We start from the raw sequence: 25,931 nt of genomic DNA, 5'->3' as shown, positions 1-25,931 counted from the left end.
GCGGGTCAAGGGAGCATGCGGCCGAGGAGCGTGCCGAGCCGGGTGCGTTCGGCCGGGGTGAGGTCGCGGGTCAGCGGCGCCAGCAGCCCGGCGACCTCCGCCTCCAGCTTCCGGGCGAGGCGGTGCGCCTCTTCGGTCAGGCCGACGCGCACCGCGCGCCCGTCGTCTTCGCTGGCCTCGCGCCGGACCAGGCCACGCTTGACGGCCCGGTCGATCAGGCCGGTCACCGACGAGCGGTCCAGGCCGAGGTAGTCCGCCAGTTCCGCCATCTTCGGCGTGCGGTCGCGCAGGATCGCCAGCGCGCGCAGCTGCGTCAGCGACAGGTCGTGCGCGGCCGCCGCGCGGCTGAGCAGCGCCATCACCGTGAAGGACACCTGGACCAGGTGGTCCAGCACCTCGTCGGGCCCGGGTTCGGTCATGCCGCCACGCTACCTTGAACTAGTTGGTAGTGCCAGCTAATCTACTTGGCACTACCAACTACTTCTCGAGGGGTCACCATGCGCGCAGCGGTCGTCACGTCGTTCGGCACACCGCCCTCCTGCCAGGACTTTCCCGAACCTGCACCCGGAACACCGGACGAGGTGCTCGTCGACGTCCTCGCCGTCGGCCTGCACCCGAGGGTGCGCTCCCAGGCCGACGGTTCGCACTACACCGAGTCCGCCGAGCTGCCGTTCGTGCCGGGCATCGACGGCGTGGGCCGCGCGCCCGACGGCCGCCTGCGCTACTTCGTCCTGCCGGACACGGCGATGGGCGCGCTGGCCGAGCGGACGGTCGTCGACCTGCGCCGCAGCGTCGTGCTGCCCGACGGCGTCGACCCGGTGCTCGTGGCCGCGGGCATGAACCCGGCGATGTCGGCGTGGATCGCGCTGCGGCGGCGGATCGAGTTCACAGCCGGACAGGACGTCCTGGTCCTGGGCGCGACCGGCAACGCGGGCCGGCTGGCCGTCCAGGTGGCCCGGCACCTCGGCGCCGGGCGGGTCGTCGCCGCGGGCCGGGACCCCGGCCGCCTCGCGACACTGCCGGGCCTGGGTGCCGACGTCGCGGTCCCCCTGTCCGACGTCGGCGCGGCGGGCGCGGACGTCGACGTGGTCCTGGACTACGTCTGGGGCGAGCCGACGGCCGAGGCGCTGCGCGAGATCGTCACGCACCGCGGCGACCGGGCCCGCCCGCTGACGTGGATCGAGATCGGCTCGGTCGCGGGCCGGACGGCGTCGCTGCCCTCCGCCGCGTTGCGGGCCGCGCGGTTGCAGCTGGTGGGCAGCGGCCAGGGCTCGGTGCCGACACGGGACATCGTCGCGGAACTGCCCGCCCTCGCGGCGGAAGTCGGCCGCGGCACCTTCCGGATCGACACGCGCACAGTCCCGCTGGAGGACGTCGAGGCGGCCTGGAAGGACGACGGCGACGACCGCCGCGTGGTGATCGTCCCCTGACCGCGGGGGGGCCGTAGTCCGTGAATGCCACATCGAGGGACCAAGTGTCCCTCGATGTGGCATTCACGGACTTCAGGCCGGCGAGCCGCTCACCTTCGGGGTGGCCCGGACTCCGCTGTGCAGGTACCGCTCCCCCGTCGGCAGCTGGTAGAACGTCACCGACTGCCATGAGCGCGTGCCCGCGGGGCGCAGGGCGAACTGGGTCGCGCTGATCGGGATCAGGTCGTCCTCCGTCGTCGGCTCCGGGACCAGCTCGGCGAGCGGGCCCGTGACCGTCTGGCGGATGCGCAGGCCCGCGTCTGTGCTGAGGATCTCCGTCCGCACCGACTCCCGCTCGTACGTCCCGAGGAACTCCGAGACGTCGACCGCAGGCGGTGTGGCCGCGGGCGAAAGCGGTTGCGGCATCGCCACTCCCGCCAGTTCCGCGAAGATCTCGCGGTACAGCTCCTCGTACAGGTCGTGCGTGCCGCCGCCGTTGGCGAGCAGCGTGACCGCGAGGCCTTGGTCCGGCAGGATGCGGAGGAACGCCGCCTGGCCGATCGTGTTGCCGTCGTGGCCGTAGACGCGGTGGCCGTCCCAGTCGAAGCGGATCCAGCCCAGGCCCCACGAATCGCCGAGCGTGTGCTTGTCCGGCATGTCCGCCTGCCACTCGGTCATCGCCGTGGCGGACGCCGCCGAGAGGACGCGCGCGCCGTCCGGGCCGAGGCCGCCCCGCAGGTGCAGGCGGGCGAAGGCCAGGACGTCCGCCGGGGTCGCCGTGATCAGGCCGGCCGGGCCCGCCGAACGCGGCAGGCCCCAGACCGGCGCCGGTTGCGGCTCCTCGTCACCCGCCGCGACGTGGCCCATCGCCGCGCCGAACAGCAGCGCCTCCTCGGGCAGGGTCCCCGTGTGCGTCAGGCCGAGCGGGGTGAACAGCCGCTCCCGCAACGCCGCGTCCCAGGTCTTGCCGGTCAGCTTCTCGATGACCCGGCCGGCCAGGATGAAGCCCGAGTTGCAGTAGGACAGCGTCGCGCCGAGCGGGTGGGTCTGGGCGGCCTGGTCCAGCACGGCGACGTACTTCTCCACGCAGTCGTCACCGCGGCCGGTGTCGGTGAAGACGTCGCCGTCGATGCCGCTGGTGTGGGTCAGCAGGTGCCGCAGCGTCACCTGCTTGGTGACGTCCGGGTCGGCCAGCCGCAGCTCCGGCAGCACGTCGGCGATCGGCGCGTCCAGGTCGAGCAGGCCTTCGTCGACCAGCTGCATGGCGACGGTCGCGGTCCACACCTTGGTGATCGAGCCGATCTGGAACACCGACTCGCCGGTGACGGCGACACCGGTCGCCTTGTTCAGCACGCCGGTGTGCGCGAAGGCCTGCTCGTCGCCGTCGAGGCGCAGGATGCCCAGCGTCGCGCCGGGGACGCGGTACTTGCGCGCGAGCGCGGTCAGCCGCCGCTGCCAGTGCGCGCCGTCGAGCGGCACCCGGCCCGGCGAGCCCGCGTGCTGCTCGACCCAGTCGACGACACGGCGGTTGAAGTCGCTGCGGTGCGAGGGTTTTCCCTCCAGGATGAACAGGTGCGACGCGCCGGGGTAGAGCACCAGCCGGGTCGGCACGCCCTGTTCGCGCAACGCCGTGAACCACTGCTCGGCCTGCCCGACCGGGCAGCGGTCGTCGTCGGCGCCGTGCACCACGAGCGTCGGCGTGCGGACCTGCCCGACCCGGGCCAGCGGCGACGACGCCCCGAAGTGCGCTTCGTCCACAGAGGACGCTCCGCCCAGTTCGGCGACGCCGAGGTAGTGCCCGCTGTCGGACGTGCCGGCCATGCTGACCGCGTCGCTGACGACGCCGCCGGCGACGGCCGCGGCGAACCGGTCGTCGTGGCTGGTCAGGTAGCACGTCATGAAGCCGCCGTAGCTGTAGCCGGAGACGGCGAGCCGCTGCGCGTCCGCGACCCCTTCGGCGACGAGCGCGTCCAGCGGCTCGAGGAAGTCGTTGGCGTCGGCGACACCCCAGGCGCCGACGGCCGCGGTGTAGAACGCTTCGCCGTAGCCGTCGCTGCCGCGCGGGTTGAGCAGCAGCACCGCCCAGCCGCGCGCGGCCAGCTGCTGATGGTAGGTGTGGACGGCGTCGGCGGTGCCGCTCCACGCGTTGTGCGGGCCGCCGTGGATGTCCAGCAGCAGCGGCTGCGGGCCGGTGCGGGCGGGGTCGCGCACCAGCCAGCCGTGCACGACCGTGCCGTCCGAGATGGTGAACTCGCGCTCCTCGCGGGTGAACAGCTCGACGTCGTTGTTGCTATGCGTAGTGAGTACTTCGGGTTCTCCGCCGGCGACGGCGACCGTCGCGATCTCGCCGTACGACGTCGGCGTGGTCAGCACGACCGCCGCGGTGTCCCCGGCGACGGACACGTCCGACAGGGTGTTCCCGGTGCCCCCGGCCACCAGCCGCGGTTCGCCGCCGTCGACGCCGACCGCGTAGACGTGGGTGTACCCGCGGTCGCGAACGCAGAACAGCACGGTCGCGCCGTCCCCGCTCAGCACCGGGACCGCGCCGGGGTAGCCCGGCCCGCCCGGCATCACGTTCCGGTCCAGCGGCGCGGCCAGGTCGGCGGTTTCCCCGCCGTCCACCGGAATCCGCAGCAGGCCGAGGTGGCCGGGCGCGGTGTCGCGGCGGCCGGCGACGAGCAGCGCGGTGCCGTCGGCGGTCCACGTGACCGTGCCGCACATGCCGTCGCCGGAGCCGACCGGGTGCGGCTCGGCGAGGCGGTTGCCGGCTTCGAGGACGTAGGCGCCGGAACGGAACGTCAGGTCGGCGTCGGCCTCCGGGCCGGCCGGGAAGGCCAGCAGCGCGCCGTCCGGTGACCACGCGGGATCGCCCGCGTGCCAGTCCCCCGCCGTCACCTGCCGGACGTCGCCCGAGGCGACGTCGAGGACGTGGACGTGCTTGCGCAGGGTCCGCAGCAGCCCGGCGCCGTCGGCCTTGAAGTCGAGCCGGTCGGCGACCACCGGGGCGCCCGCGCGGCGGCCGCGGGCGGCGGCGTCGTCACCCTCGTCCGCGGCCAGGTCGACCGGGGCCGAGAAGGCGATCTCGGCGCCGTCCGGCCGCCACACCGGGCGGCCCGCGCCGAGCGGGAGCGTGGTGACCTGCTCGGGTTCGCCGCCGTCGGCGGGCAGCAGCCACAGCTGCGCCGGGCCGTCCGCGGCGCGCAGGAACGCGATCCGCGTGCCGTCGGGCGCCCACACCGGGGCGAGGTCGGCGGTCCCGCGGGTCAGCCGGCGCGCCGGGCCGCCGCTCGTGGCGACCAGCCAGAGCGAGCGGGTGTCGCGATCCGCTTCGCGGTCGGCGGTGCGCACGACGTAGGTGATCCGCGTGCCGTCCGGGGAGAGCGCGGGCTGCTCGGGGAACTCCAGGGCGTACAGGTCGTCGGCGCTCAGACGGCGGGTCATGCGGATCTCCTCGTGGGATTCGGTGCGGTCGTGGCGAAGTGGCACGCCGCGGCGTGGGGCCGGTCCGCGGCCGCGGCGGCCGGGTCGGCGCTGAGGCAGACGGTGCGGTCGGGGTGCACGAGCGGGCCGATCGGGCACCGCGGGTGGTAGTGGCAGCCGGACGGCGGGTGGTGCGGGTCGGCGGGTTCGGTGTCGGCGAGCGCGTCGACGCCGGGGTCGTCGAGCAGGCCGTGGTGCGCGGACGGCGCGGCGGCCAGCAGCTCCCGCGTGTACGGGTGCCGCGGATCGGTGAGCACCTGCTCGGCCGGCCCGGCCTCGACGATCCGGCCGAGGTACATGACCGCGACGAAGTCGCTCACGTACCGCACCACGGCGAGGTTGTGGGAGATGAACAGCATCGACAGCGCGAGGCGCCGCTGGACGTCGCGGACCAGGTTGAGCACGGCGCCCTGCACCGAGACGTCGAGCGCGGAGGTGATCTCGTCGGCGATCAGCACCTTCGGCTGCCCGGCGAGCGCCCGGGCGAGGGCGACGCGCTGGCGCTGCCCGCCCGACAGCTGACCGGGCAGCGTCGTGGCGCGGTCCGGGTCCAGGTTCACCAGTTCGAGCAGCCGCGCGACCTCGGCCCGCCGAGCGGCCCCGCCGCGGTGCGCGCCGCGCGGCATCGCCTCGGCGATGGACTCGCCGACGGCCATCCGCGGGTCCAGCGAGGAGTACGGGTCCTGGAACACCATCTGCAGCGGCTTGCGCCGGGGCAGGCGCCGGACGTCGACGCCGTCGAGCAGCACCCGGCCGCCGCTGACCGGCGACAGGCCGACCGCGGCCCTGGCCAGCGTCGACTTGCCGGAGCCCGACTCGCCGACCAGGCCGACGACCTGTCCGGACGGTACGGTCAGGTTGACGCCGTCCACCGCCGTCAGCCGGCCGTACCGGACGCTCACCGTGTCGAACCGCAGCTCGCTCACGCGGCACCTTCCTTTCGCGACTGTCCGGAAAGGACACTCACGGCGGTTTCGTGCGGGTGCCAGCACGCCACGCCGTGGCCGTCTCCGGCCCGTTCCAGCACGGGATCCTCGGTGAGACAACGCTCGGTCGCCAACGGGCACCGCGCCGCGAAAGCACATCCGACGGGAACCTGGTCCGGCTCCGGCGGGCGACCGGGGATCACGGCGAGGGGCTCGTCGCGGTCGGTGCCGAGGTCGACCGTCGTGGCCAGCAGCGCCCGGGTGTACGGGTGGCGGGCCGCGCCCGGGAGGTCCGCCGTCGGCAGGTCCTCGACGACGCGGCCGGCGTACATCACCAGCATCCGTTCGCACGTCTGGGAAACCACCGCGATGTCGTGGCTGATGAGCAAGATCGCCGCGCCCTCGGCGTCGCGCGTGCGGGCCAGCAGCCGCAGCACCTGCCGCTGGACCGTGACGTCGAGGGCCGTCGTCGGCTCGTCCGCGACGATCAGCTTCGGCGAGCCCATCAGGCCCATCCCGATCATAGCGCGCTGGCGCATGCCGCCGGAGAACTCGTGCGGGTACTGCCGGGCGCGCCGCCGGGCGGCCGGGACGCGCACCGCGGCGAGCCGGTCCACCGCGCGCTCGAACGCCGCGCGCCGCGACAGGCCGTGGTGCTGCTCGGACACCTCCGCCAGCTGCCCGCCGACGCGCCGCGCCGGGTTGAACGACGTCATCGGGTCCTGGAACACCATGGCCAGCGACGTCCCGAGCAGGCCGCGCAGCTCGCGGTCGGACGTGGTGAGCAGCGACGTCCCGGCGAACTCCAGCCGGTCCGCCGTCACGACTCCGGGCAACTCGATCAGCCGTGACACGGCCAGCGCCGTCAGGCTCTTGCCGGAGCCGGACTCGCCGACGACGCCGATCGCCTCGCCGGCGCGCACGGTGAAGCTCACGCCGCGCACCGGCACCGTCCACCCACCCGCTCGCGGGAACGCCACCTGCAGGTTCTCGACGACGAGCACGGCGTCGTCCGCCGGCGCCCCGACGACCGCGGGCCGCGGCACGGGCACCGGGCCGGACGCGCTCCGGGCGGCGCGCGAGCGGACCCCGACCACGGCGGCCACGGTCTCCCCGACCAGGTTGAACGCCAGCCCGGCGAGCACCACGGCGACGCCGGGCGCGATCGCGGCCACCGGCGTCACGTAGATCCCGTCCAGGCCTTCACGCAGCAGCCGGCCCCAGTCGTAGTCCGGGGCCTGCACGCCGATGCCGAGGAACGAGAGCCCGGCGAAGGCGAGCAACGACGACCCGGCGCCGATGGTCGCGTTGACGACCAGCGGTTCGCCGATGTTCGGCAGCACGTGCCGGGCCAGCAGCCGGATCCGGCCGACGCCGGACACCCGGGCCGCGGCGACGAAGTCGCGCCCGGCCACCGACGCCGAGAGCGTCTGGACCAGCCGGGCGAACGCCGGGGCCATCGCGAAGGCGATCGCCAGCACCGCGCCGTGCGTGCCGACGCCGAAGATCACCGCGAAGAACAGCGCCAGCAGCAGCCCGGGGAACGCGACGGCGATGTTGATCGCCGCGGTGAGCAGCCGGCCCGCCCACCGGGGCAGCACCGCCGGCAACGACCCGAGGAGCACCCCGGCGCCGACGCCGATCACGGTCGCGAGCACCGCGAGGCCGACCGAGAGCCGGGTCGCGACGAGCGTGCGCAGGAAGATGTCGCGGCCGAGGGAATCGGTGCCGAACGGGTGCGCCCCGGACGCGCCCTGGCCGATCGCGTCGGTGTCGACCACCGCGGCGCCGTCGCCCCAGAACAGCGGCGCCAGCACGGACAGCGCGATCACCAGCACCAGCAGCACCGCCGAGCACGCGCCCACCGGCGTGCGCACGGCCGTCGTCCACACCGAGCCGCGCTTCCCTGCCGAACGCCGTGCGCGCATCGCCGTCACCTCAGCTCTCCCGGATCGTCGAACGCGGGTCGAGCAGCCCGAGCACGACGTCGACCAGCAGGTTCACCAGCAGCACGCCGATGCCGTAGACGAGCACGATCCCCTGCACCAGCGGGTAGTCCTTCTGCAGGATCGACTGCACGATCGTCGAGCCGAGCCCCGGCCAGGCGAACACGTTCTCCACCAGCACGGTGCCCGCGACCAGGCCGGTCAGCATCAGCCCGCCCAGGGTCAGCGTCGCGGTCAGCGCGTTCGGCAGCGCGTGCCGGACGTACACCAGCCGCGCGGGCAGCCGTTTCGCCCGCGCGGTGCGGACGAAGTCGGCGCCCAGCACCGAAAGCAGCTCCACCCGGACGATCCGGGCGAGCACCGCGGCCGGCCCGATCGTGAGGGCCGCCACCGGCAGCACGTACGCGCCCGGGCCGTCGCCGCCCGCGACCGGGAACCAGCCGAAACCGACCGCGAACACCGCCACCAGCCCGACCGCCAGCAGGAAGTCCGGGATGGCGGCGAGCAGCACGCTCCCCGACGTGAACGCCAGCTCACCACCCCGGCGACGACCACCGCGCGTCAGCACCGCGAAGCACACCCCGACCGGCACCGCGACCACGACGACCACCACGAACGCCAGCACGGCCAGCTGCAACGTCGCCGGCAGCCGGTCGCCGATCACCTGGGTCACCGGCTGCCCGCTCGCCATCGACGTGCCGAAGTCGCCGGTGACCAGGCCCTTCAGGTAGTGCCCGTACTGCGTCCACAGTGGATCGTCGAGGCCGAGCTCGGCGCGCCGCGCCCGCACCAGCTCGGCGGGCGCGGTCATCCCGAGCGCGGCCCGTACCGGATCGCCGGGGACCAGGTGGATCATCAGGAACGCCGCCGTGATGAGCGCCCACAGGGACACGGCGAACCGGGCCAGCCGGCGCCCGGCGAACGCCGGCCACGGGCTGCCCCGCAGGCCGGCGGGCGCCGCCGCCGTGGTCATTTCGCGTACATCCGGATCGAGGACGGCGTGACGGCGCCCTGGCTGACCGTGAACTTCGTGCCGCTGCCGTAGACCGGGATGACCGAGTCGACGTAGGGCACCACGTCCACCCGCTTGATCAGCGCCGTCTCGGCGGCGTTCCACATCGGGCAGCCGGCGTCGCCGCTGATCGCGGCGGCCTGCTTAACGCCCTGGTCGTAGCCGGGGTTCGCGATGTGCGCGAAGTTCGTCCCGTCCGGCGCGGACGGGCCGGACACGAACGGCACCAGCCAGCTGGGCAGGGTGAGCCCGATCGGGCCGAGCGACACCTCCCACTCGCCGGTGCCGAACAGCACCTGGGACAGGCCCGGGCTGTCGACGCCCTTGAGCGTGACCTCGGCGCCGAGCGCCTTCCAGGTCTGCTGCACCAGTTCCGCGGTGGGCGCCATCGTCGGGCCGAGCTGGGTGCCGTAGATGACGTTCAGCGTCAGGCGCTTGCCGTTCTTCACCCGGACACCGTCCGCGCCGGCCCTCCACCCCGCGGCGTCCAGCGCGGACGCGGCCGCGGCGGCGTCGTGGGCCGGCAGGTTGCCGGTGACGGTGTCGCCCGAGCACGCCTTGGGGTCGGCCGTGACCAGGCCCTGCGACGGCTTGCCCGTGCCGCTGGCCAGCACCTTGCCCAGCTGCGCCAGGTCGAGCGACTGCGTCAGCGCGCGCCGCACGGCTTCGTCCTCGCCGGGACGGCCCGCGGCCTGGTTGTAGAAGATCTCGCCCAGCGGGGCGTTGTAGTCCCCGTGGAACAGCTTGCGCGCGTCGAGGCGCTGGCGGTCCGGGCCGGTGATCGCCGCGGCGTTGAGCTCGCCCGAGAGCAGCAGGTTCGCCGCCGTCGAGGTGTTGGAGATGACCCGCAGGACGACCTTGTCGGGCAGGCCCGGCTCGGCCTTCCAGTCGCCGGGGCCCCACGTGTAGTCCTTGCGGCGGGTGAAGGTGTAGTGGTCGTTCGGCACGGCTTCGGAGACGGCGAACAGGCCGGTGCCGCTCTCACCCTTCGCCAGCAGCTTCCGGTCGGCCAACCCCTTGCCGCAGACGATCGGCAGCCCGCCGATGTTGCGGAGCAGGAACGCGTCCGGCGCGCCGCTGGTGACCGTGATCGTGCGGGTGGTCTCGTCGGCGGTGGCCTTGGTGCCGGACGTGACCGTTATGCCGGCGAACGGCGACTTGTTCGCCGGGTCGCCGACGAACGCGATGTTCGCCGCGACGTCGGCGGCGGTCAGCGGGGCACCGTCCGCGCAGGTGAGGCCCGGGCGCAGGGTGAAGGTGGCGGCGGTGGTCGACGTCGCGGTCCACTTCTCGGCCAGCTCCGGCAGGGGCTTGCCGTCCGCGCTGAGCTCGAGCAGGGAGTCGTACAGGAACTTGTCGACCTGGCCGGTCACCGACAGCACCGACATGTGCGGGTCGAGGTTGCCCGGGTCGGAGCCGAGGGCGAGGGTGAAGGTCTGGCCCTCGACGGGGGTCTGGCCCGAGCCGGTGTTGTCTCCCGGTCCCGCGCAGGCGGTCGCCACGAGGGCGAGCCCGCCGAGCAGGACCACCGCGGTCCGTGTGGGGGTCATGGGGTTTCCTTCCGCAGGTGGTCCACGGCGAGGCGGGCGGCCGCGCCGATCGCGGCGTCGACGGCGGGCTGCCGTTCGTCGAGCGAGTCCGCGCGGGTGAAGACCGCGACGGCGAACCGGCGTCCGTCCGGAAAGGACAGCACGCCGGCTTCGTTGCGGACCGCCGGCAGGGTGCCGGTCTTGGCCGCGATCGTGACGTCCGAACCGAAGCCGGAGGAGATCCGGTGCGGCCAGATCTGGCGCGCCATCATCCAGCGGACCCGCTCGCACGCGGCGGGTTCTGCAGCGCGGTCGGTCCAGACGGCGTCGAGCAGGGTGGTGATCTCCCGGGGCGTCGACGACGTCGTGCGGTCCGGGTCGAGCACCGAGAGCTTCCACGTCTGCTCCGGAGTGGCCCCGGCGAACGCGGCGTCGAGATCACCGTCGGCGCCCAGGTCGGCCATGACCGAGGCGAAGAGGTCCTCGCAGCAGCCGATCAGCCGCGTCCGCTTCAGGTCCAGGTCGGCGAGCACGCGGTCGACGGCGTCCTGGCCGATCCGGTGGTAGAGCACGTCGGTGGCGGCGTTGTCGCTCATGGTCAGCATGAACAGCGCTAGGTCGCGCCAGCTCATCTCGACGTCGTCCGCGCAGCCGGCGGTGCCGATCCCGCCGATGCGGTAGCGCTTTCCGACGCGGGTGCGCTCGGTTTCGTCGAGGCGGCCCGCCACCACTTCGCGGGCGTAGGCGACGGCGACCGGGATCTTGAACACCGACGCCAGCACCACCGGGTCGTCGGCGCCGAGCGCCACCTCGGCCGGGCCGCCGCCGATCTCCCGCGCGTGGACGAAGCCCCGCGCGCCCGCCGCGGTGAAGACCGCGGCGATCTCGTCTTCGACAGCGGTCATGCGCGCACCCGGCGGTCGGCGCGGCCGGTGTGCAGGTACAGCGCGTGGCCGGTGCCGTCGTCGCCGACGAAGGCGTGCGGGATGTACATGCCCTGCATCGGCTCGGCGAGGATCAGCGTGTCGCCGTTCATCGCGACCAGTTCGCTCTTCACCGGGCCGCTCAGCTCGGCGAAGATCCCCTTCGGGACGCGCTCCACCCAGACGCGGCCGCTGTCGTCCTGGCTGACCACGATGTCCGCGACCGTCGAGGAGTACTCGCCGACGTAGCGGGAGGCGTCGACGCGCGGCGCGGCCGGGTCCGGCACCGGCGGGAGGGTCAGCTCGATGCCGGTCAGCTCCCGCAGGACGTGCCCGATGATCTCGGTGTAGAGCGGGATCGGGTCGCCGCCGTTGGTCAGCAGCGCGACGGCGACGCCGTGCTCCGGGGCGACCCGCAGGAACGACGCCTGGCCGATCGTGTTGCCGTCGTGCCCGACCAGGGCGCCGCCGGGTGAGTCGAACAGCGACCAGCCGAGCCCCCACGCGTCGCCCATCAGGCCGAGGTCGGGCAGCTCCACCAGGCGTTCCCGCATCGCCTGGGCGCTCGCCGCGCTCAGCACGCGGGTGCCGTCCGGGGCCTCGCCGTCACGCAGGTGCATGCCGGCGAACATCGCGAGGTCCCGCGCCCGCATCGCGAGCATCGACCCGGCCGGCGCGTTCGACGGCGCCAGCGCCCAGATCCCCGCGGGTTCCGGCTCGGCGCACGGCTCCGGCGACAGGTGGCCGAGCGCGGCGCGGAACCGGATCGCCTCGTACGGGCTCTGCGCCGCGTGCGTCAGTCCCAGCGGGACGAACAGGTGACCACCCAGGCACTGGTTGTAGTCCTTGTCCCGCAGCACTTCCACGACCCGGCCGAGCACGCAGAGCGCGGCGTTGTTGTAGGAGAACATCTCGCCGGGCGGAAAGAGCTGGGGCACGTCGTGGAGGGTGGCGACGTACTTCTCGACGCAGTCCTCGCCGCGGCCGGTGTCGGTGAAGATGTCGCCTTCGAAGCCGGAGGTGTGGCACATCAGCTGCCGGACGGTGATCCGCGCGGCCGCGTCGTCGTCGGCGAGCGCGAACCCGGGCAGGTACCGGCGGACGGGCTCGTCGAGGTCCAGCTTCCCCTCGTCGACGAGCTGCATCGCCAGCGTCACCGTCCAGACCTTGGTGACCGAGCCGATCTGGAACACCGAGTCGGCGTCCGCCTCGACGCCGGTGGCCTTGTTGAGCACCCCGGCCGCGCGGTCGAGGATCTCGCCGCCGGCGTACACGGCGACCGACGCGGCCGGCACGTGGTTTTCGGCCAGCAGTGCGGGAAGCCGGCTTTCGAGCCAGGCCCCGAGGTCGGTGAGTTTCGCCATGACTGCCTCTCGTCCGATGGTGAACCGGCGTTGCCGGGGATGCTATGACCTGCGCTTACCCCACCGGTTCGTCGAATCCGACGAGACCGGGGGAAACTTTCATCGCGGCGGACGAACCGGTCAGGCCAGCCAGCTCTTCGCCGTGGTCACCTCGGCGAGCCGGCCCGCGATCGGCGTCACGCCGAGGCCGGGGCCGGACGGCACCGGCAGGTGCCCGTCCGCCAGCACGAACGGCTCGGTGATGTCCTCGCGGTAGAACCGGTCCGACGCCGACGTGTCGCCTGGGAGCGTGAAGCCGGGCAGCGACGCGAGCGCGACGTTGGCCGCCCGGCCCAGCCCGGTCTCGATCATCCCGCCGCACCAGACCGGGATCCCGTGCGCGGCGCAGACGTCGTGCACCCGGCGCGCTTCCAGGTATCCGCCGACCCGGCTCGGCTTGATGTTGACGATCCGGCACGCGCCGAGCGTGATCGCGTCGGCGGCCGAACGCGCGGAGACGATGGACTCGTCCAGGCAGATCGGCGTCCGGATGTGCTTGGCCAGCTCCGCGTGCCCGAGGACGTCCTCCTCTTCGAGGGGCTGCTCGATCAGCAGCAGCTCGAACGGGTCGAGCCGGGCGAGCTGCGGGATGTCCGACAGCGTGTACGCGGTGTTGGCGTCGACCTGGAGCAGGACGTCGTCGCCGAAGCGTTCCCGGACCGCGCGCACCGGTTCGACGTCCCAGCCGGGCTCGATCTTGAGCTTGATCCGGACGTACCCGTCGTCGAGGTAGCCGCCGACGACGTCGAGCAGGTGCGGGACGGTCTCCATGATCCCGACGGACACTCCGCACGGCACCGAGTCCTTTGTGGACCCCAGCGCGGCCGCGAACGACACGCCGTGCGCCCGCAGCTCGGCGTCGAGCACGGCCATCTCCAGCGCCGCCTTGGCCATCCGGTGGCCCTTGAACTTCGCCAGCAGCGGCGCGACCTTGTTCGCCGTCAGGTCGCCGGCCGCGGTGAGCGCCGGAACGAGGAAGGTCCGCAGCACGTGCTCGACGCCGTCGACGTACTCCGAGGAGTACAGCGGGTCGACCATCGCGCCGCACTCGCCCCAGCCCTCGCCGTCGGAGGTGACCGCGCGCAGGAGCAGCAGTTCGCGCTCGGCCTGCGTGCCGAACGACGTCCGGAACGGCGCCACCAGGGGCATCCGGACGCGCAGGAGCTCCACACCACTGAGTTTCACGGCTTCTCCTTGGCCAGAACGTAAAAACCGGCACGATCGAACCCGACGACCTCGGCGCCGCCGGCCATCAGGCCGCCCAGCACCTCCCGCAGCGCCGCCCGCCACGACCGGCCCCGGCCGGGGTCGGTGCGGCGCAGTGCCTCGATGTCCGGCGGCACGGCGACGAGCACCAGCGGCCCGTCCGCGGGCCCGCTCACCGGGCTGCCGTCCGGGCCGACCGCCAGCGCGGTCGACGCGCCCCGCGCCCGCAGCGCGACCGCGTCAAACCTCGCCGGTTCGCCGAGCGCGGCGGCCCGCACGGCGGGGCTCGCCAGCTCCCAGGCGACCATGATCCGGTCGGTGTCGCCCGAGCCGTTGATGCTGTCGTGCATCGGGCCGTAGAAGTCGGGCAGGTACTGCGCCGGGCGGGCGCCGAGCTTGGTCACGTTGAAGTGGGCGTTGCGCCGCACGAGCGGGTCGAACGTCCAGGAGATCACCGGGACGTCCTGGTGCAGCGCCCACGCGCGCTGGTGCAGCTTGAGCGCGAAGCCGAGCCCGCGGCCGAGCCCGGCCGGGAGGACCCCGGCGATGTGGCTGTGCAGTCCGCCTTTCGCGGGCCGGCCGAAGAACCCGAAGCAGGCGCCGAGCAGCCGCGGGCCGTCGAAGGCGCCGGCGACGTAGTTGCCCGCGGCGACCATCGCCTTGAGCAGCTCGGCGTTCACCGGCCGGCTGCCCGGTTCGGGCTGCCAGATCGTCTCGAAGAGCAGGGCCACCGCGTTCAGATCGGGGATCTCGGCGAGCTCACGGACCTCGGCCCCCGAAGCCGCGGCGGCAGCGGTGGCCGTGAGGGCCGCCTCGTCCCGCACGGACGGGACCGTGTTCGTCACAACGTCAGTCACGGGACCATCCTTTCCGGACACGGCCGGCGCGTCACCGTTGTCCCGCACCGGATTCGCCCCCGGTGTTGGTCGTGGCGGACGAAGTCCCGCTCGCCAGCACGGTTTTGGCCAGCGAGACGAGCAGCGCGGTGCGCGGGAGCAGCTGGTCGACGACGACGTGTTCGTCGTCCGCGTGCGCGCCGCCGCCCACCGCGCCGAGGCCGTCGAGGGTGGGAACGCCCAGCCCGGCCGTGAAGTTGCCGTCCGACGCGCCGCCGACCGACGCGGACGTGAGCGTGCCACCCGCGAGGGAGTTCGCCAGGGCGAACAGATCCGCCGACGCGACGGCGTCGAGCGGCGCGCGGTTGATGCCGCCCGCGATCCGGATCCGCGAGCCGGGCAGCACCGGTTCCAGGCTCCGGACGGCCTGGTCGACGCGGTCCTGCTCGGCCGCGTCCCACACGCGGGCGTCGACCGCGACGCTGGCCGCGGCGGGCACGGTGTTGGTCGTCGTCCCGGCGGACAGCGCGGTCGGGACGACGGTGGTGCCCCGCTCGGCGTCGGCGAGCGCGGCCACCGCCAGGATCTGGTGGGCGAGCTCGATCCCCGCGTTGATGCCCTTCTCCGGTTCGAGCCCGGCGTGCGCGGCGCGGCCCTCGACCTCGATCCAGTACCGGGAAACGCCCTTGCGGCGGGTCTTCAGCGCGCCGCCGTCGGCGGACGCTTCGAGGACGAACACCGCGTCGCAGCCGCGGGCCTCCTCCTCGATCAGCGAACGGGACAGCGGCGAGCCGATCTCCTCGTCGCCGGTGACGAGGATCGCCAGGCCGGTGCGGTCGGCCAGCGCCGCGGCGGCGTGCAGGGCCATCACCACGCCGGCCTTCATGTCGAAGCAGCCAGGGCCGCGCAGGACGCCGCCGGTGATCGAAAACGGGTGCGTGCGCAGGGAACCCAGTGGCCACACGGTGTCGTGGTGCCCGAGCAGCAGAACGCGCGGCGGGCCGTCGCCGAACCGCCAGCGCAGGTGCGTGCAGCCGTCGGTGACGATCCGGTCCGGCTCGGCACCCAGCAGGCGGCGGCCGATCTTCGCGACGGCTTCGGCGCTGCGCGCGACGGCGTCGTGGTCCTCGGACGGCGACTCGCACCGGACGAGCGTCTCGATGTCGGCGAGGAGGTCGTTCACCGCGGCTCACCCCGCAACGGCTTCCCCGGGAACGCGCTGGTGCGCAGTTCGCCGTCGCCGACCACGGCGACGCCGCCGACGAACAGGTGCCGGACGCCCTGCGACGGCCGGGTGGGATCGGCGTACGTGGCCGCGTCGGTGATCGTCGCCGGGTCGAGGACGACAACGTCGGCGTCGGCGCCCACCCCGAGGTGGCCCTTGCCGCGGGCCGCGGGCGCGACGTCGTCGAGCAGCCGCGACGGCAGGTAGGCGCAACGGCGGAACGCTTCGAGCCAGGTCCAGGCCCCGGTCTCGCGCACCATCAGGCGCAAGGTCTTGGCGAAGGTGCCCGCGGTCCGCGGGTGCGTCGTGCCGCCCGGCGGGAGCGGCCACTCGGTGCTCTCGGTGCGGCCATCCGTCCAGTACACCGGCATCGCGTCGCTCGCGACGATCGAGTCGGGGAAGGCAAGCGCCTGGCGCAGCGTCGCCTGGTCGCGGGGGTTGTCCTCGTCGAGGAACTCCAGCAGGCACGGCGCGCCGGGGTCGGCTTCGCGCAGCTGGCGCAGCCGGGCTTCGTCCGCGACGCGCTCGCCGGTCTCGAGGATCACCACGCTCGACGGTGAAAGTCCCCTGAGCCGCAAGCGGTCCGGCTCGATGAACGCGGCGCCGACGGCGGTGCTGCCGGCGCCGTACGGGTAGGCCTCGACGGTGACGCGGGAGCCCGCGCGGCGGGACTTCTCCAGGGTGGCCAGGACGCGGTCGAGGTGGTGGCCGGAGGTGCTGTTGACGTGGCAGTGGTGCATGGCCGCGCCGGTCTCGGCCGCGGCGATGACGATCTCCTCGGAGCCGTCGACCGGGATCGCCGGGTCGACCTCGACCAGCTCGCGGACGTGCGTGTAGGTCGGCACGCCGGCCTTCGCGGCGAGGTGCGCGACGGCCAGGAACTCGCCGGGCTCGGTCGCGGGCGCGTACCCCATCAGGACGCCGATGCCGAGCGCGCCGGCGGCCAGCTCACCCTCCACAAGGGACAGCCAGGCGGCGAGTTCTTCCGGCGACGACGACCGTTGCCACAAGGGGTTGCCCAGCACGGCCAGGCCGCTGTCGATCTGCGCGTCCGGCTCGATCCCGGCCAGCACCTGCGCCCGCGCGGCGGCCCAGCAGGCGGAGAAGCCGTAGTTCAGCGGCCGCCCGGCCGCGGCGGCCTCGGCGTAAGCCCGTTCGAGGGGCATCAGGCCGGCTTCGAGGTCGAGCGCGGTGGTCACGCCGTCCAGCGCCTGCAGCCGCTGCCCGGCGACGGAGTGCACGTGGCTGTGCAGGTCGACGAACCCGGGCCCGACGACGAGCCCGCTGACGTCCACCACGGCGGGCGCGTCGAGCCCGCTCCCGACGGCGGCGACCTTGCCGTCGTCCAGGAGCACGTCGGCGACGCCGTCGAACCCGGTCCCGGGGTCGACGACCCGCCCGCCCCGCAAGAGTGTCCGCACCGCTGCGCCTCCTCGTCGTCACGTACTCGGGTCGTGGCGACGATAGGAGGGATTCCGGCGGAGCCGTTGGTGCGCGGCGACGAACCGGGACGGTCCGGTCCATCCGCGCGGACGAACCCGGTCAGGGAGCGGCGGTCACCGGGGCCAAGAGCAGGCCGGTGACCGCGTCGATCAGGCCGGTGCCGGCGTCGTACCAGGTCGCGCGGGGGGTCGCGGTGTCCTCGGCCAGGGCGCGCTCGCGCTCCGCCGTCATGTGGATCATCAGCTGACGTGCCATGTCGCCGCGCTCGGCCCGGACGTCCGGCGGCAGGACCGACAGGCTCCGGTTGAGCCCCGCGACCACCTTCGCGAGGACCGGTGAGGTCAGCGACTCCTCGGCGATGATCGCGCGCAGGGCCGGGTCGGTCAGCACCTGGGCGGTGAAGCGGGCGAACCACGTCGGGGAGCCCAGCTCCTGCAGGTACGTCGTGGTCGGGCGGATCAGGCAGGCCACCCAGTCACGCAGCTCGCCCGGGCCGTCGATGGCTCCGGCGAGCTCGGCGCGCAGCTTCTCGACGCGCTCGGAGTGCTTGCGGACGATCGCGCGGACCAGGTCGGTTTTGGTGCCGAAGTGGTAGTTGACGGCGGCGTTGTTGCCCTGGCCCGCGGCCTCGCTGATGTGCCGGTTGGACACCACCTGCACCCCGTGCTCGGCGAACAGCCGCTCCGCCGTGACGAGGATGGACTCCCGAGTGGCGCTCGCGCGCTCCGCCCGGACGGCCTTCACGTTCATCTCTGCCACCTCGTCTCCCCCGTGCTCGGCTGCCTTCACCTTACGGAGCCCCCGCCCGCCGGACGTCCCTGGCCAGGCACGCCGTACACCGGCTCGGCTCCTCGGCGGCCGGCCGGGGCTCAGGCGAAGCGGCTCAGCCACTTCCGCGCGGTGGCGAGGTACACCCGGGCGAAGCCGGTGTCCGGGGCCCAGGCCTCGAACCCGTGCGGCGCGCCCGGCACCACGTGGACGGTCGTGTCCACGCCCGCCGCGCGCAGGCGGCGGGCGTACTCGGCGTCTTCGTCGTGGAACAGATCGATGTCGCCGACGCCGATCCACGCCGGCGAGAGCCCGCTCAGGTTCTCGCGGCGGGCGGGCACCGCGTAGTGCGGGACGACCGCCGCACCGGGTTCGACGCCGAGGTAAGCGCGCCAGCCGAAGCGGTTGAGGCGGTTGTCCCAGCCGCGGTGGCGTCGCGCGTCGAGATCGCGGCGGGCGGCGGTGCGGTCGTCGAGCATCGGGCAGAACAGCCACTGGGCCACGGGCGTCTCCCCCGCGTCCCGCAGCCGCTGGACGAGTGCGGCCGCGAGCCCGCCGCCGGCGCTCTGCCCGCCGACGACCACCCGTGCCGGGTCGGCGGCGTGCGCCCGCGTCCACGTCCAAGCGGCGTGGCAGTCGTCGAGCGCCGCCGGGTACGCGGCCTCCGGGGCGAGCCGGTATTCGGCCGACACCACGGTGATCCCCAGCTCCCTGGCAGTGTCCGCGCAGAACCGGTCGTCCTGGACGGCGGCGCCGATGACCAGGCCACCGCCGTGGATCCACAGCAGCGTCAGGTCGGACCGCGGCACGCGCGGCCGGTAGACGCGCCACCCGGGGGTGACCTCGACGTCGACGTCCGGTGGCTCTGCCGGGCGCGTCCGGGTGGTCGCCCACCGCACCAGGCGCAGCCCCCAGGGCCGGTCCAGCGGCAGGCGCGGCAGCCACCGCGCCTTGCCGCGCAGCTCGGGCGCGATCTCCGCGAGCTTCACTGGGCCGCCCACCCGCCGTCCGACGGCAGCACGACGCCGTTGACGTTCGCGCCGTCGTCGCTGAGCAGGAACGTGATCGACGCGGCCAGCTGCTCCGCCGTGGCGATCGGCGGCATCAGGCCGAAGAACGCGCCGAGCCGGCCCTGCCCGAACGCCGACGGCGTGCCGCCCGGTGCGATGCCGGTCGCCACCCCGCCCGGCGCGACGGCGTTGACGCGGATGCCGTGCGGCCCGTACATCACCGCGCAGTTGCGGGTGATCCCGACGACCGCGTGTTTCGAAGCGGTGTAAGCGATCCCGGCGGCCGAACCACGCAACGCGGCCTCGGAGGCGATGTTCACGATGGAGCCGGAGCCGGCCGCCAGCATCGCCGGGACGACCGCGCGGATGAGCCGGAACGTGCCGTCGACGTTGACGGCGAAGACACGCCGCCACAGTTCGTCGCTGACCTCGTGGGCCGGCGAGAAGTCGTCGGCGATCCCGGCGACGTTGGCCAGGCCGTCGATCCGCGTCCCGGCGGCGGCCAGGATCCGCTCGACGCCGCCGGCGTCGGTGATGTCCGCGGCCACCGGGACCAGCGCGGGCGTCTCGGCGGCGAACTCGTCGAGCCGCCCGGCCGAGACGTCGACCGCGACCACCCGGCCGCCCTCGCGCGCGATGCGGGACGCCGTCGCACGGCCGATGCCGGACGCGGCACCGGTGACGACGACCGTGCGGCCGTCGAACCGGCCGGGGACGGTGCTCACCACGGCGCGAAGCCCGCGCCGGCGAGCAGGGCCCGGATGAGCGGGCCGCCTTCGGGGTGGGCCACCCACTCGCCGATCGGTGTGTCCGCGGTGATCATGACGACAGCGTACCGCAGATTTAAATCAGCTGCTTGACCAAAGTTCCCGAACTGGGTTTGCTGGAGGTGAGCCGATCACCGAACCCGGAAGGGCACCCATGTCCCCCACCTCGCCCCTGCCCGCCGACCTGGGTTTCGACCCGGACGCCCTGCGCGCGAAGTACCGCGCCGAGCGCGACCGGCGCCTGCGGCCGGACGGCAGCGCGCAGTACCAGCGGCCCACCGGCCGGTTCGGGTACTACGCCGAAGACCCGTACGTCGAGGGCGACCTCGTGCGCGAGCCGCTGCGCGACCGCGTCGAGGCCGTGGTGGTCGGCGGCGGGTTCGGCGGCCTGCTCGCCGCCGCGCGGCTGCGCCAGGCCGGCGTCGGGACCATCCGCGTGATCGAGAAGGGCGGCGACTTCGGCGGCACGTGGTACTGGAACCGCTACCCCGGCATCCACTGCGACATCGAGTCCTACGTGTACCTCCCGCTGCTGGAGGAGGTCGGCCACGTCCCCGGCTGGAAGTACTCGCCGGGCGCGGAGATCCTGGAGCACGCCCGCGCGATCGGGCGGACGTTCGACCTCTACGACGACGCGTGTTTCCGCACCGCGGTCAGCGAACTGCGCTGGGACGACGGCGAGTGGCTCGTCCGCACCGACCGCGACGACGAGATCCGCGCGCGGTACGTCGTCGTCTCGAACGGGACGCTCGACCACCCGAAGCTGCCCGGCATCCCGGGCATCGAGACGTTCGCCGGGCACACGTTCCACACCAGCCGGTGGGACTACGGCTACACCGGCGGCACCGCCGACGGCGGCCTGACCGGGCTGGCCGACAAGCGCGTCGCGCTGATCGGCACCGGCGCGACCGCCGTGCAGGTCGTCCCGCACCTCGGGCGCGACGCGCGGGAGCTGGTCGTCTTCCAGCGGACGCCGTCCACTGTGGACGTCCGCGGGAACGGGCCCACCGACCCGGCGTGGGCCGGCTCCCTGACCCCGGGCTGGCAGCGACGGCGCCGGGACAACTTCCTCACCGTCGTCACCGGCGGCAGTGCCGAGGAGGACCTGGTGGGCGACGGCTGGACCGGCAGCGCCCGCCTGCTGAAGGACCTGGTCGCGACCGACGCCTACACGGACGTCCCGGCCGAGGCGCACGAGCTCGCCGACTTCCGGAAGATGAACGAGCTGCGCGACCGGGTCGACGCGCTCGTCGACGACCCGGCCACGGCCGCGGCGCTCAAGCCCTGGTACCGCTACATGTGCAAGCGCCCGACGTTCAGCGACCACTACCTGCAGACGTTCAACCGGCCGAACGTGACCCTGGTGGACACCGCCGACAGCGGCGGTGTGGAAGCCGTCACCGAACGGGCCGTCGTCGCCGGCGGCCGGGAGTACGAGGCCGACTGCATCATCTTCGCGACCGGGTTCTCGGTCGGCGCCTCGGACGTCATGGCCGGGCGCCTGCCGATCGTCGGCCGCGACGGCGTCTCGCTGCTGGAGCGCTGGCGGAGCGGCCCCCGGACGCTGCACGGCGTCGCGAGCCACGGGTTCCCGAACCTGTTCCAGCTCGGCTCGCTGCAGAACGCCCCCTCGGTGAACTTCGTGCACGTGCTCGACGAGCAGGCGAGCCACATCGGCGCGGTCGTCGCCGAAGCCCGCAAGCGCGGAGCGTCCCTTGTGGAGCCCACGGCGGCGGCCGAGCAGGCGTGGGTCGAGACGATCCGCCGGAAGGCGCCGGACCGCTACGCGTTCCAGCTGGAGTGCACCCCGGGCTACTACAACAACGAAGGCAAGCCGCGGGAACACAGCCAATCGTTCGGCGACGGGCCGGTCGCCTTCCACGCACTGCTCGCCGACTGGCGGGAGAACGGCGGAATGGACGAGGTCATGTGAACAGCTCGTCGACCGTCCGCCGCCGGTCACCCAGGCCCTGTTCGAAGAAGTAGCGAAGGAAGGTGTCGAGCGTGTCGCGGTTCTTCTCGACGCCGTAGGGCCACCAGTCGCCGTTCAGCATCCGGTCGTCGCGCTCGAAGAGCGGGGTGAACCACGGGATCATCAGCTCGACGTGCTGGCCGAGGGCGCCGCGCCGGTACTGCGTCAGCGCGGCGTCCTTGGCCTCGCCGAAGGCCCGGCACGTCGCGTGGACGACGTCCGGGTGCTCGGCGAGGAACTCCCGGCGCACGACCAGGATGTGCATGATCGGGTGGCTGCCGGTGCGCGTGAAGTACTCCCGTTCCACGGTCTCGTAGTCGGGGAACAGCCGCCCGACCGCCGGGTCGCCGTCGACGACGCACTGCGGGACGCGGCCCGAGATCAGGGCGTCGATCTCGCCGGTGGCCAGCATCGGGCCGAGCGCCCGGCCGGCCGGGGTGACGTCGACGTCCGCGGGGTGCCGGAAGGGCACGAAGCCGAAGGGCGCCATGGGTTCGTCGACGCCGCCGACCAGCCAGTGGGACTGATCGGGCGTCACGCCGTAGTCATCGGCGAGGACGCCTTTCGCGACCACGCCGGCATCGTGGCCGTAGGTGCCGAACTCGCCGATCGTCTTGCCGGCCAGGTCCTCGGGCTGCTCGATGCCGCTCTTGGTGTTGACGAAGACGGCGGCGTGGCGGAAGTGCCGGGCCGGGAACACCGGGAGGGCCACGAACGGCGGGTCCGCCAGGTCGAGCGTGCGCAGGTAGAACGTCAGGCCCAGCTCGGCGATGTCGTAGGCCTGGTCCCGCACCATGCGTTCGAAGACGTCCGAAGCGAGGCGCGCGTCTTCGAAAACCGCGTCGGCGCCGGGGATCTCGACGGTGCCGTCGAACAGGGCACGCGTCCGGTCGTACTTCATGCAGCCGATCTTCAGGGGTACGTCACTCATACTAAACGACTTTAGTATCGGCCTTCACGTCTCGCAACGCTTAGGATCCGGCGGCATGGAGAACGACACCCGCGCCCTCGACGCGCTCTTCGCCGACGCCTCCCTCGGCGCGCCGGAGAACGCGGTCGGGTTCGTGCTGTGGCGGCTCGTACACCGCTACCAGCGCGAGGCCGACCGCGCGCTGGTGCCGCTGGACCTCACCCAGCTCCAGTTCATGACGCTGACCATGGCCGCGTGGCTCGCGCGCGCCGGCGAACCGGTGCCGCAGGCCGCGCTCTCCCGCTTCGGCGACATCCACCCGATGCAGCTCTCGCACATGCTCAAGGCGCTGGCGGGCAAGGGATTCATCACCCGGACGCCCAGCGCGGCCGACGTCCGGGCCAAGTGCGTCGAGGTCACCACCGCCGGGCGGGACGTCCTGCGGGCGGCGCTGCCCTTGGTCATCGAGGTCCAGCAGCGGCTGTTCGGCGCCGAAGGCGCGCCGGGCGGCGACCTGCTGGCGGCGCTCGTCCGGCTGGACCGGGAGCACCTCGGAGCCTGACTGGCGAGAATCCGGCGGAGGATGGCAGAACAGCCACTGGCCGGTGCGGCCGCGGGTTCCTAGCGTGGTCCACCATGATCGCGGTACTGGCGCCGATCCTGGTCGGCCTCGTCTACGTCCTGCTCAACTCGCTGATCCGCGAGCCGCACCGGCAGCGCTTCAACGCGCTGATGGTCGCCGGTGCCGGGGCGGCCTACCTCTCCGGTGGTGCGCTCGGGCCGTGGGAGCTGGCGTTCTGCGCGGTGCTGACCTACGTCGCGTTCCGCGGGCTCGACTCGTGGACGTTCATCGGGATCGGCTGGCTCCTGCACACCGGCTGGGACGTCGTCCACCACCTGAAGGGCCAGCCGATCCTCCCGTTCGCCCACGACTCGTCGTTCGGCTGCGCGTTCTGCGACCCGGTGATCGCGATCTGGTGCTTCACCGGCGGGCGGTCCGTCGTGGCGTCGCTGCGCACGGCTCGCGCGTAGGCTGACGGCCATGTCCGACTCCCTCGACGTGCTCATCGAGCAGCTGGGCGAGCGAGGCGACCTCGCCGGCCTCCGCCGCATCGCCGACACCGGCGACCCGACGGCGCTCGACGTGCTCATCGAGGTGGCCACCGAGCAGGAGAACCTCGCCGAGCTGCGGCGCCTCGCGGACGGCGGCAGCACGACGGCCGCGGAAGTGCTCGCCGAGCTCACCGCGGACTGACGTGGTTGCCGCGCCGGCCGGCCGGGTATCCCGGATCCATGAGCGCCAGCCAAGACAGCACCGCCGTCGAACGCGCGGCGCACGCCTACTGCCCCCGCTGCAACCCGGATCCCCAGCCGGGTGACCGCGTCACCGCGTTGTGCGGGGCCACCCACCCGTACTGGGGACGTCGTGAGCGCCCGATGACGCGGTGCCCGGCCTGCGAAGCGCTGGCCGGCGCGGCGGTCCTGCACTGCGGCCACTCCGGCTGAGGCGCACCCCGCGTCACGGCGTGCGCCGAACGCGCCGCGCACGTCCGCGGACACCCCGTGACCAGGCACCCAGCACCGGCGCGTCCGGCCACGCGCAGTGAGATCCGGACCACCGGAATCGGGTGTTCCGGAACCACCCGGCGAACCGACCACCTAGGCTGACCGGTGTGAAGAGGGTGGGGATGGCCGTCGCGGCCGGGTTCGTCGCTGCGCTGGGGCTGATCATCAGCCTCGGTCTGCTCGGCACCCCGAACGGCGCCGGCGACAACGGTGACGGTTACCGGCTGTTCTGCACCGCCGGGCTCAGCCCGGCCACCCCCGACCACAAAGCGAGCTGGCTCGGCGGCGTCGTGCTGGACTTCGGCCGCGGCACGCCGTGCCCCGACCCGCAGCCCTCGAGCGCCGCGGTGCTGTTCAAAGCGGTCGCGGACGGCGACGGGCCGTTCAGCCTCACCTCGCTCGGCTGGCTGTACACGCTGCTGGTCTTCCTGGTCACCGCGCTTGCGGCCTGGGCGTTGCTCGCCCGTGGCTGGCGCCGTCTCGCACTGCTGCTCCCGCCCGTCCTCCCGCTGCTCAACCCCGACTTCGCGCGGCTGTTCCTCTCGACGTTCGGCGAGCCCGCCGGCCTGTTCGGCGCGTACACGCTGCTCTGCGGGCTCGCGGTGATCGCCGGCACCCAGGTCGAGGACGGCTTCGAGCGGCTGTCCGCGCTGCTGCTGGTCGCGGCCGGCGGCGTCGTCGCGGGGCTGGCGAAGATCGGGTTCCTGCCGCTGTTCGTGCTGGCGGTGCTCGTCTGCGCGGTGACCGGCGCCCGGGCGGGGGCCGGGCGCTGGTGGTCGGGCCGGCTCGTCGGGCCGCTGATCGCCGTCCTGCTCGTGCTGGAGATCATCGCGCCGATCCGGGCGAACCTCGCCTGGCAGGAGCGCAACTACGCCGACGTCAACGCGGTGAACGTCGTTTACACCCTCGGCCTGGTCGAGCTGCCGGGGTCGGCGGCCGAGCTGGGTCTGCCCGAAGCCGCGAGCCAGAGCGCGGGCAAGGCGTACTACCCCGACGGGCCGGAGCAGCTGGCCGGCGCGGACGTGCTGCTGGAGGAACCCAGCGCGGTCAAGGGCAAGGTCTGGAGCCTGCTGCTGGCCCACCCGGCGGCGCTGGCCCGCGCGATCGGCATCGGCCTGCAGGCCACGCACGGCCGCGACCTGCCGTACCTCCCGAACCGCCCCTGGGGCGCGGCGACCAAGGCCCCGGACAACTCGGCCCCGGTCAGCGGCGACATGGGCGGCAACCCGCAGACGTTCCGCGAGTGGCTCGACACCATGAGCCTGCCGTGGTGGCCGTCCCTGCTGGTGCTGCTCGGCCTGGCCGGCGCCGTGCTCGCCCTGCTGCGCCGCCGGGCGTGGACGAACCGCGCGGGTCTGCAGGCCGGCGTCTCGGTGACGGCGGCCCTGGGCATCGCGGTGATGGCCGTGGTCGGCGACGGCTACTTCGAGATCGCGAAGCACGTCTGGCTGGCGGCGTACCTGCTGGACGTGGCGGCGCTGTCGTTGTGCGTCATGGCGGCCCCGGTGGTCTACCGGTTCGTCCGGGACCAGCTGAACCGACGTCGGAAGGTCGCGGCGCCCGAGCCCGAGGCGCCCGCTCAGGTCGGCTGAGACCGCTC

At 73.5% G+C, this 25,931-nt stretch carries 23 protein-coding genes; 7 read left to right on the top strand and 16 right to left on the bottom strand.

What is annotated here, in order from left to right:
- Positions 1–5 precede the first annotated feature (5 nt).
- On the bottom strand, positions 6–419 hold the full coding sequence (locus tag MUY22_RS34515; protein WP_247051365.1) for a MarR family winged helix-turn-helix transcriptional regulator: 414 nt from the start codon (positions 417–419) through the stop codon (positions 6–8).
- A 78-nt stretch (positions 420–497) separates the two neighbouring features.
- On the opposite strand from MUY22_RS34515, the gene MUY22_RS34510 reads away from it, so the two are divergent.
- A complete protein-coding gene (locus MUY22_RS34510; RefSeq protein WP_247051364.1) occupies positions 498–1,430 on the top strand; it encodes a zinc-binding alcohol dehydrogenase family protein in 933 nt (310 codons plus the stop codon).
- A gap of 72 nt (positions 1,431–1,502) precedes the next feature.
- Here the strand turns inward: MUY22_RS34510 and MUY22_RS34505 are convergent, their stop codons facing one another.
- The 14 genes from MUY22_RS34505 to MUY22_RS34440 form a co-directional block, all read right to left on the bottom strand.
- Complete coding sequence (locus MUY22_RS34505; protein WP_247051363.1) at positions 1,503–4,850, bottom strand: serine hydrolase; 3,348 nt, start codon at positions 4,848–4,850, stop codon at positions 1,503–1,505.
- Entirely contained in the window at positions 4,847–5,815 is a 969-nt protein-coding gene (locus tag MUY22_RS34500; RefSeq protein WP_247051362.1) for an ABC transporter ATP-binding protein, read from the bottom strand. Before MUY22_RS34500 ends, MUY22_RS34505 begins: the two co-directional genes overlap by 4 nt.
- Positions 5,812–7,743 carry a dipeptide/oligopeptide/nickel ABC transporter permease/ATP-binding protein gene (locus MUY22_RS34495; protein ID WP_247051361.1) on the bottom strand — a complete coding sequence of 644 codons (1,932 nt, stop codon included), beginning with the start codon at positions 7,741–7,743 and terminating at the stop codon, positions 5,812–5,814. The genes MUY22_RS34500 and MUY22_RS34495 overlap by 4 nt, the downstream gene beginning before the upstream one ends.
- Before the next feature lie 10 nt (positions 7,744–7,753).
- Positions 7,754–8,734 (bottom strand): ABC transporter permease, encoded by a 981-nt coding sequence (locus MUY22_RS34490; protein ID WP_247051360.1) that lies wholly within the window; start codon positions 8,732–8,734, stop codon positions 7,754–7,756.
- The gene (locus tag MUY22_RS34485) at positions 8,731–10,323 is read right to left on the bottom strand and encodes an ABC transporter substrate-binding protein (RefSeq protein WP_247051359.1); all 1,593 of its coding nucleotides are present in this window, start codon (positions 10,321–10,323) and stop codon (positions 8,731–8,733) included. The genes MUY22_RS34490 and MUY22_RS34485 overlap by 4 nt, the downstream gene beginning before the upstream one ends.
- A complete protein-coding gene (locus MUY22_RS34480) occupies positions 10,320–11,207 on the bottom strand; it encodes a serine hydrolase (RefSeq protein ID WP_247051358.1) in 888 nt (295 codons plus the stop codon). Before MUY22_RS34480 ends, MUY22_RS34485 begins: the two co-directional genes overlap by 4 nt.
- Complete coding sequence (locus tag MUY22_RS34475) at positions 11,204–12,589, bottom strand: serine hydrolase (protein ID WP_247051357.1); 1,386 nt, start codon at positions 12,587–12,589, stop codon at positions 11,204–11,206. The genes MUY22_RS34480 and MUY22_RS34475 overlap by 4 nt, the downstream gene beginning before the upstream one ends.
- 120 nt (positions 12,590–12,709) lie before the next feature.
- Entirely contained in the window at positions 12,710–13,813 is a 1,104-nt protein-coding gene (gene menC, locus MUY22_RS34470; protein WP_247051356.1) for an o-succinylbenzoate synthase, read from the bottom strand.
- A complete protein-coding gene (locus tag MUY22_RS34465; protein ID WP_247051355.1) occupies positions 13,810–14,691 on the bottom strand; it encodes a GNAT family N-acetyltransferase in 882 nt (293 codons plus the stop codon). Before MUY22_RS34465 ends, menC begins: the two co-directional genes overlap by 4 nt.
- A 31-nt stretch (positions 14,692–14,722) precedes the next feature.
- Entirely contained in the window at positions 14,723–15,853 is a 1,131-nt protein-coding gene (locus tag MUY22_RS34460) for a M20 family metallopeptidase (protein ID WP_247051354.1), read from the bottom strand.
- Positions 15,850–17,316 carry an amidohydrolase family protein gene (locus tag MUY22_RS34455; RefSeq protein WP_247051353.1) on the bottom strand — a complete coding sequence of 489 codons (1,467 nt, stop codon included), beginning with the start codon at positions 17,314–17,316 and terminating at the stop codon, positions 15,850–15,852. The genes MUY22_RS34460 and MUY22_RS34455 overlap by 4 nt, the downstream gene beginning before the upstream one ends.
- Before the next feature lie 121 nt (positions 17,317–17,437).
- Positions 17,438–18,088: a TetR/AcrR family transcriptional regulator gene (locus tag MUY22_RS34450; RefSeq protein ID WP_247051352.1), complete on the bottom strand. Its 651-nt coding sequence runs from the start codon at positions 18,086–18,088 to the stop codon at positions 17,438–17,440.
- A 119-nt stretch (positions 18,089–18,207) separates the two neighbouring features.
- Complete coding sequence (locus MUY22_RS34445) at positions 18,208–19,107, bottom strand: alpha/beta hydrolase (protein WP_247051351.1); 900 nt, start codon at positions 19,105–19,107, stop codon at positions 18,208–18,210.
- A complete protein-coding gene (locus MUY22_RS34440; RefSeq protein WP_247051350.1) occupies positions 19,092–19,844 on the bottom strand; it encodes an SDR family NAD(P)-dependent oxidoreductase in 753 nt (250 codons plus the stop codon). Before MUY22_RS34440 ends, MUY22_RS34445 begins: the two co-directional genes overlap by 16 nt.
- Before the next feature lie 193 nt (positions 19,845–20,037).
- Here MUY22_RS34440 and MUY22_RS34435 point away from each other — a divergent pair, with 193 nt between their 5' ends.
- Positions 20,038–21,816, top strand: coding sequence for an NAD(P)/FAD-dependent oxidoreductase (locus tag MUY22_RS34435; protein WP_247051349.1), 1,779 nt, complete (start codon positions 20,038–20,040; stop codon positions 21,814–21,816).
- Here the strand turns inward: MUY22_RS34435 and MUY22_RS34430 are convergent.
- Positions 21,809–22,786 carry a 4,5-dihydroxyphthalate decarboxylase gene (locus tag MUY22_RS34430; protein ID WP_247051348.1) on the bottom strand — a complete coding sequence of 326 codons (978 nt, stop codon included), beginning with the start codon at positions 22,784–22,786 and terminating at the stop codon, positions 21,809–21,811. The genes MUY22_RS34435 and MUY22_RS34430 overlap by 8 nt on opposite strands.
- A gap of 55 nt (positions 22,787–22,841) precedes the next feature.
- Here MUY22_RS34430 and MUY22_RS34425 point away from each other — a divergent pair, with 55 nt between their 5' ends.
- From MUY22_RS34425 to MUY22_RS34405, 5 genes are all read left to right on the top strand, one after another.
- Complete coding sequence (locus MUY22_RS34425; RefSeq protein WP_247051347.1) at positions 22,842–23,327, top strand: MarR family winged helix-turn-helix transcriptional regulator; 486 nt, start codon at positions 22,842–22,844, stop codon at positions 23,325–23,327.
- A gap of 74 nt (positions 23,328–23,401) precedes the next feature.
- Complete coding sequence (locus MUY22_RS34420) at positions 23,402–23,797, top strand: DUF6010 family protein (protein ID WP_247051346.1); 396 nt, start codon at positions 23,402–23,404, stop codon at positions 23,795–23,797.
- 10 nt (positions 23,798–23,807) lie between these two features.
- On the top strand, positions 23,808–24,020 hold the full coding sequence (locus MUY22_RS34415) for a hypothetical protein (protein ID WP_247051345.1): 213 nt from the start codon (positions 23,808–23,810) through the stop codon (positions 24,018–24,020).
- A gap of 38 nt (positions 24,021–24,058) precedes the next feature.
- On the top strand, positions 24,059–24,271 hold the full coding sequence (locus tag MUY22_RS34410) for a hypothetical protein (protein WP_247051344.1): 213 nt from the start codon (positions 24,059–24,061) through the stop codon (positions 24,269–24,271).
- Positions 24,272–24,438: 167 nt separating this feature from the next.
- On the top strand, positions 24,439–25,923 hold the full coding sequence (locus tag MUY22_RS34405) for a hypothetical protein (protein WP_247051343.1): 1,485 nt from the start codon (positions 24,439–24,441) through the stop codon (positions 25,921–25,923).
- Positions 25,924–25,931: the final 8 nt, after the last annotated feature.

This window comes from Amycolatopsis sp. WQ 127309, from assembly GCF_023023025.1.
Taxonomy (GTDB): Bacteria; Actinomycetota; Actinomycetes; order Mycobacteriales; family Pseudonocardiaceae; genus Amycolatopsis.
Note: the sequence above shows the minus strand (reverse complement) of the source record. Positions and strands in the feature narration are given on the sequence as shown.

Bases quoted from the DNA above. Each gene is read 5' to 3' on its own strand.
- MUY22_RS34515 (WP_247051365.1), bottom strand. From the start codon at position 419: ATGACCGAACCCGGGCCCGACGAGGTGCTGGACCACCTGGTCCAGGTG.
- MUY22_RS34510 (WP_247051364.1), top strand. From the start codon at position 498: ATGCGCGCAGCGGTCGTCACGTCGTTCGGCACACCGCCCTCCTGCCAG.
- MUY22_RS34505 (WP_247051363.1), bottom strand. From the start codon at position 4,850: ATGACCCGCCGTCTGAGCGCCGACGACCTGTACGCCCTGGAGTTCCCC.
- MUY22_RS34495 (WP_247051361.1), bottom strand. From the start codon at position 7,743: ATGCGCGCACGGCGTTCGGCAGGGAAGCGCGGCTCGGTGTGGACGACG.
- MUY22_RS34490 (WP_247051360.1), bottom strand. From the start codon at position 8,734: ATGACCACGGCGGCGGCGCCCGCCGGCCTGCGGGGCAGCCCGTGGCCG.
- MUY22_RS34485 (WP_247051359.1), bottom strand. From the start codon at position 10,323: ATGACCCCCACACGGACCGCGGTGGTCCTGCTCGGCGGGCTCGCCCTC.
- MUY22_RS34480 (WP_247051358.1), bottom strand. From the start codon at position 11,207: ATGACCGCTGTCGAAGACGAGATCGCCGCGGTCTTCACCGCGGCGGGC.
- MUY22_RS34475 (WP_247051357.1), bottom strand. From the start codon at position 12,589: ATGGCGAAACTCACCGACCTCGGGGCCTGGCTCGAAAGCCGGCTTCCC.
- MUY22_RS34450 (WP_247051352.1), bottom strand. From the start codon at position 18,088: ATGAACGTGAAGGCCGTCCGGGCGGAGCGCGCGAGCGCCACTCGGGAG.
- MUY22_RS34435 (WP_247051349.1), top strand. From the start codon at position 20,038: ATGTCCCCCACCTCGCCCCTGCCCGCCGACCTGGGTTTCGACCCGGAC.
- MUY22_RS34430 (WP_247051348.1), bottom strand. From the start codon at position 22,786: ATGAGTGACGTACCCCTGAAGATCGGCTGCATGAAGTACGACCGGACG.
- MUY22_RS34425 (WP_247051347.1), top strand. From the start codon at position 22,842: ATGGAGAACGACACCCGCGCCCTCGACGCGCTCTTCGCCGACGCCTCC.
- MUY22_RS34420 (WP_247051346.1), top strand. From the start codon at position 23,402: ATGATCGCGGTACTGGCGCCGATCCTGGTCGGCCTCGTCTACGTCCTG.
- MUY22_RS34415 (WP_247051345.1), top strand. From the start codon at position 23,808: ATGTCCGACTCCCTCGACGTGCTCATCGAGCAGCTGGGCGAGCGAGGC.
- MUY22_RS34410 (WP_247051344.1), top strand. From the start codon at position 24,059: ATGAGCGCCAGCCAAGACAGCACCGCCGTCGAACGCGCGGCGCACGCC.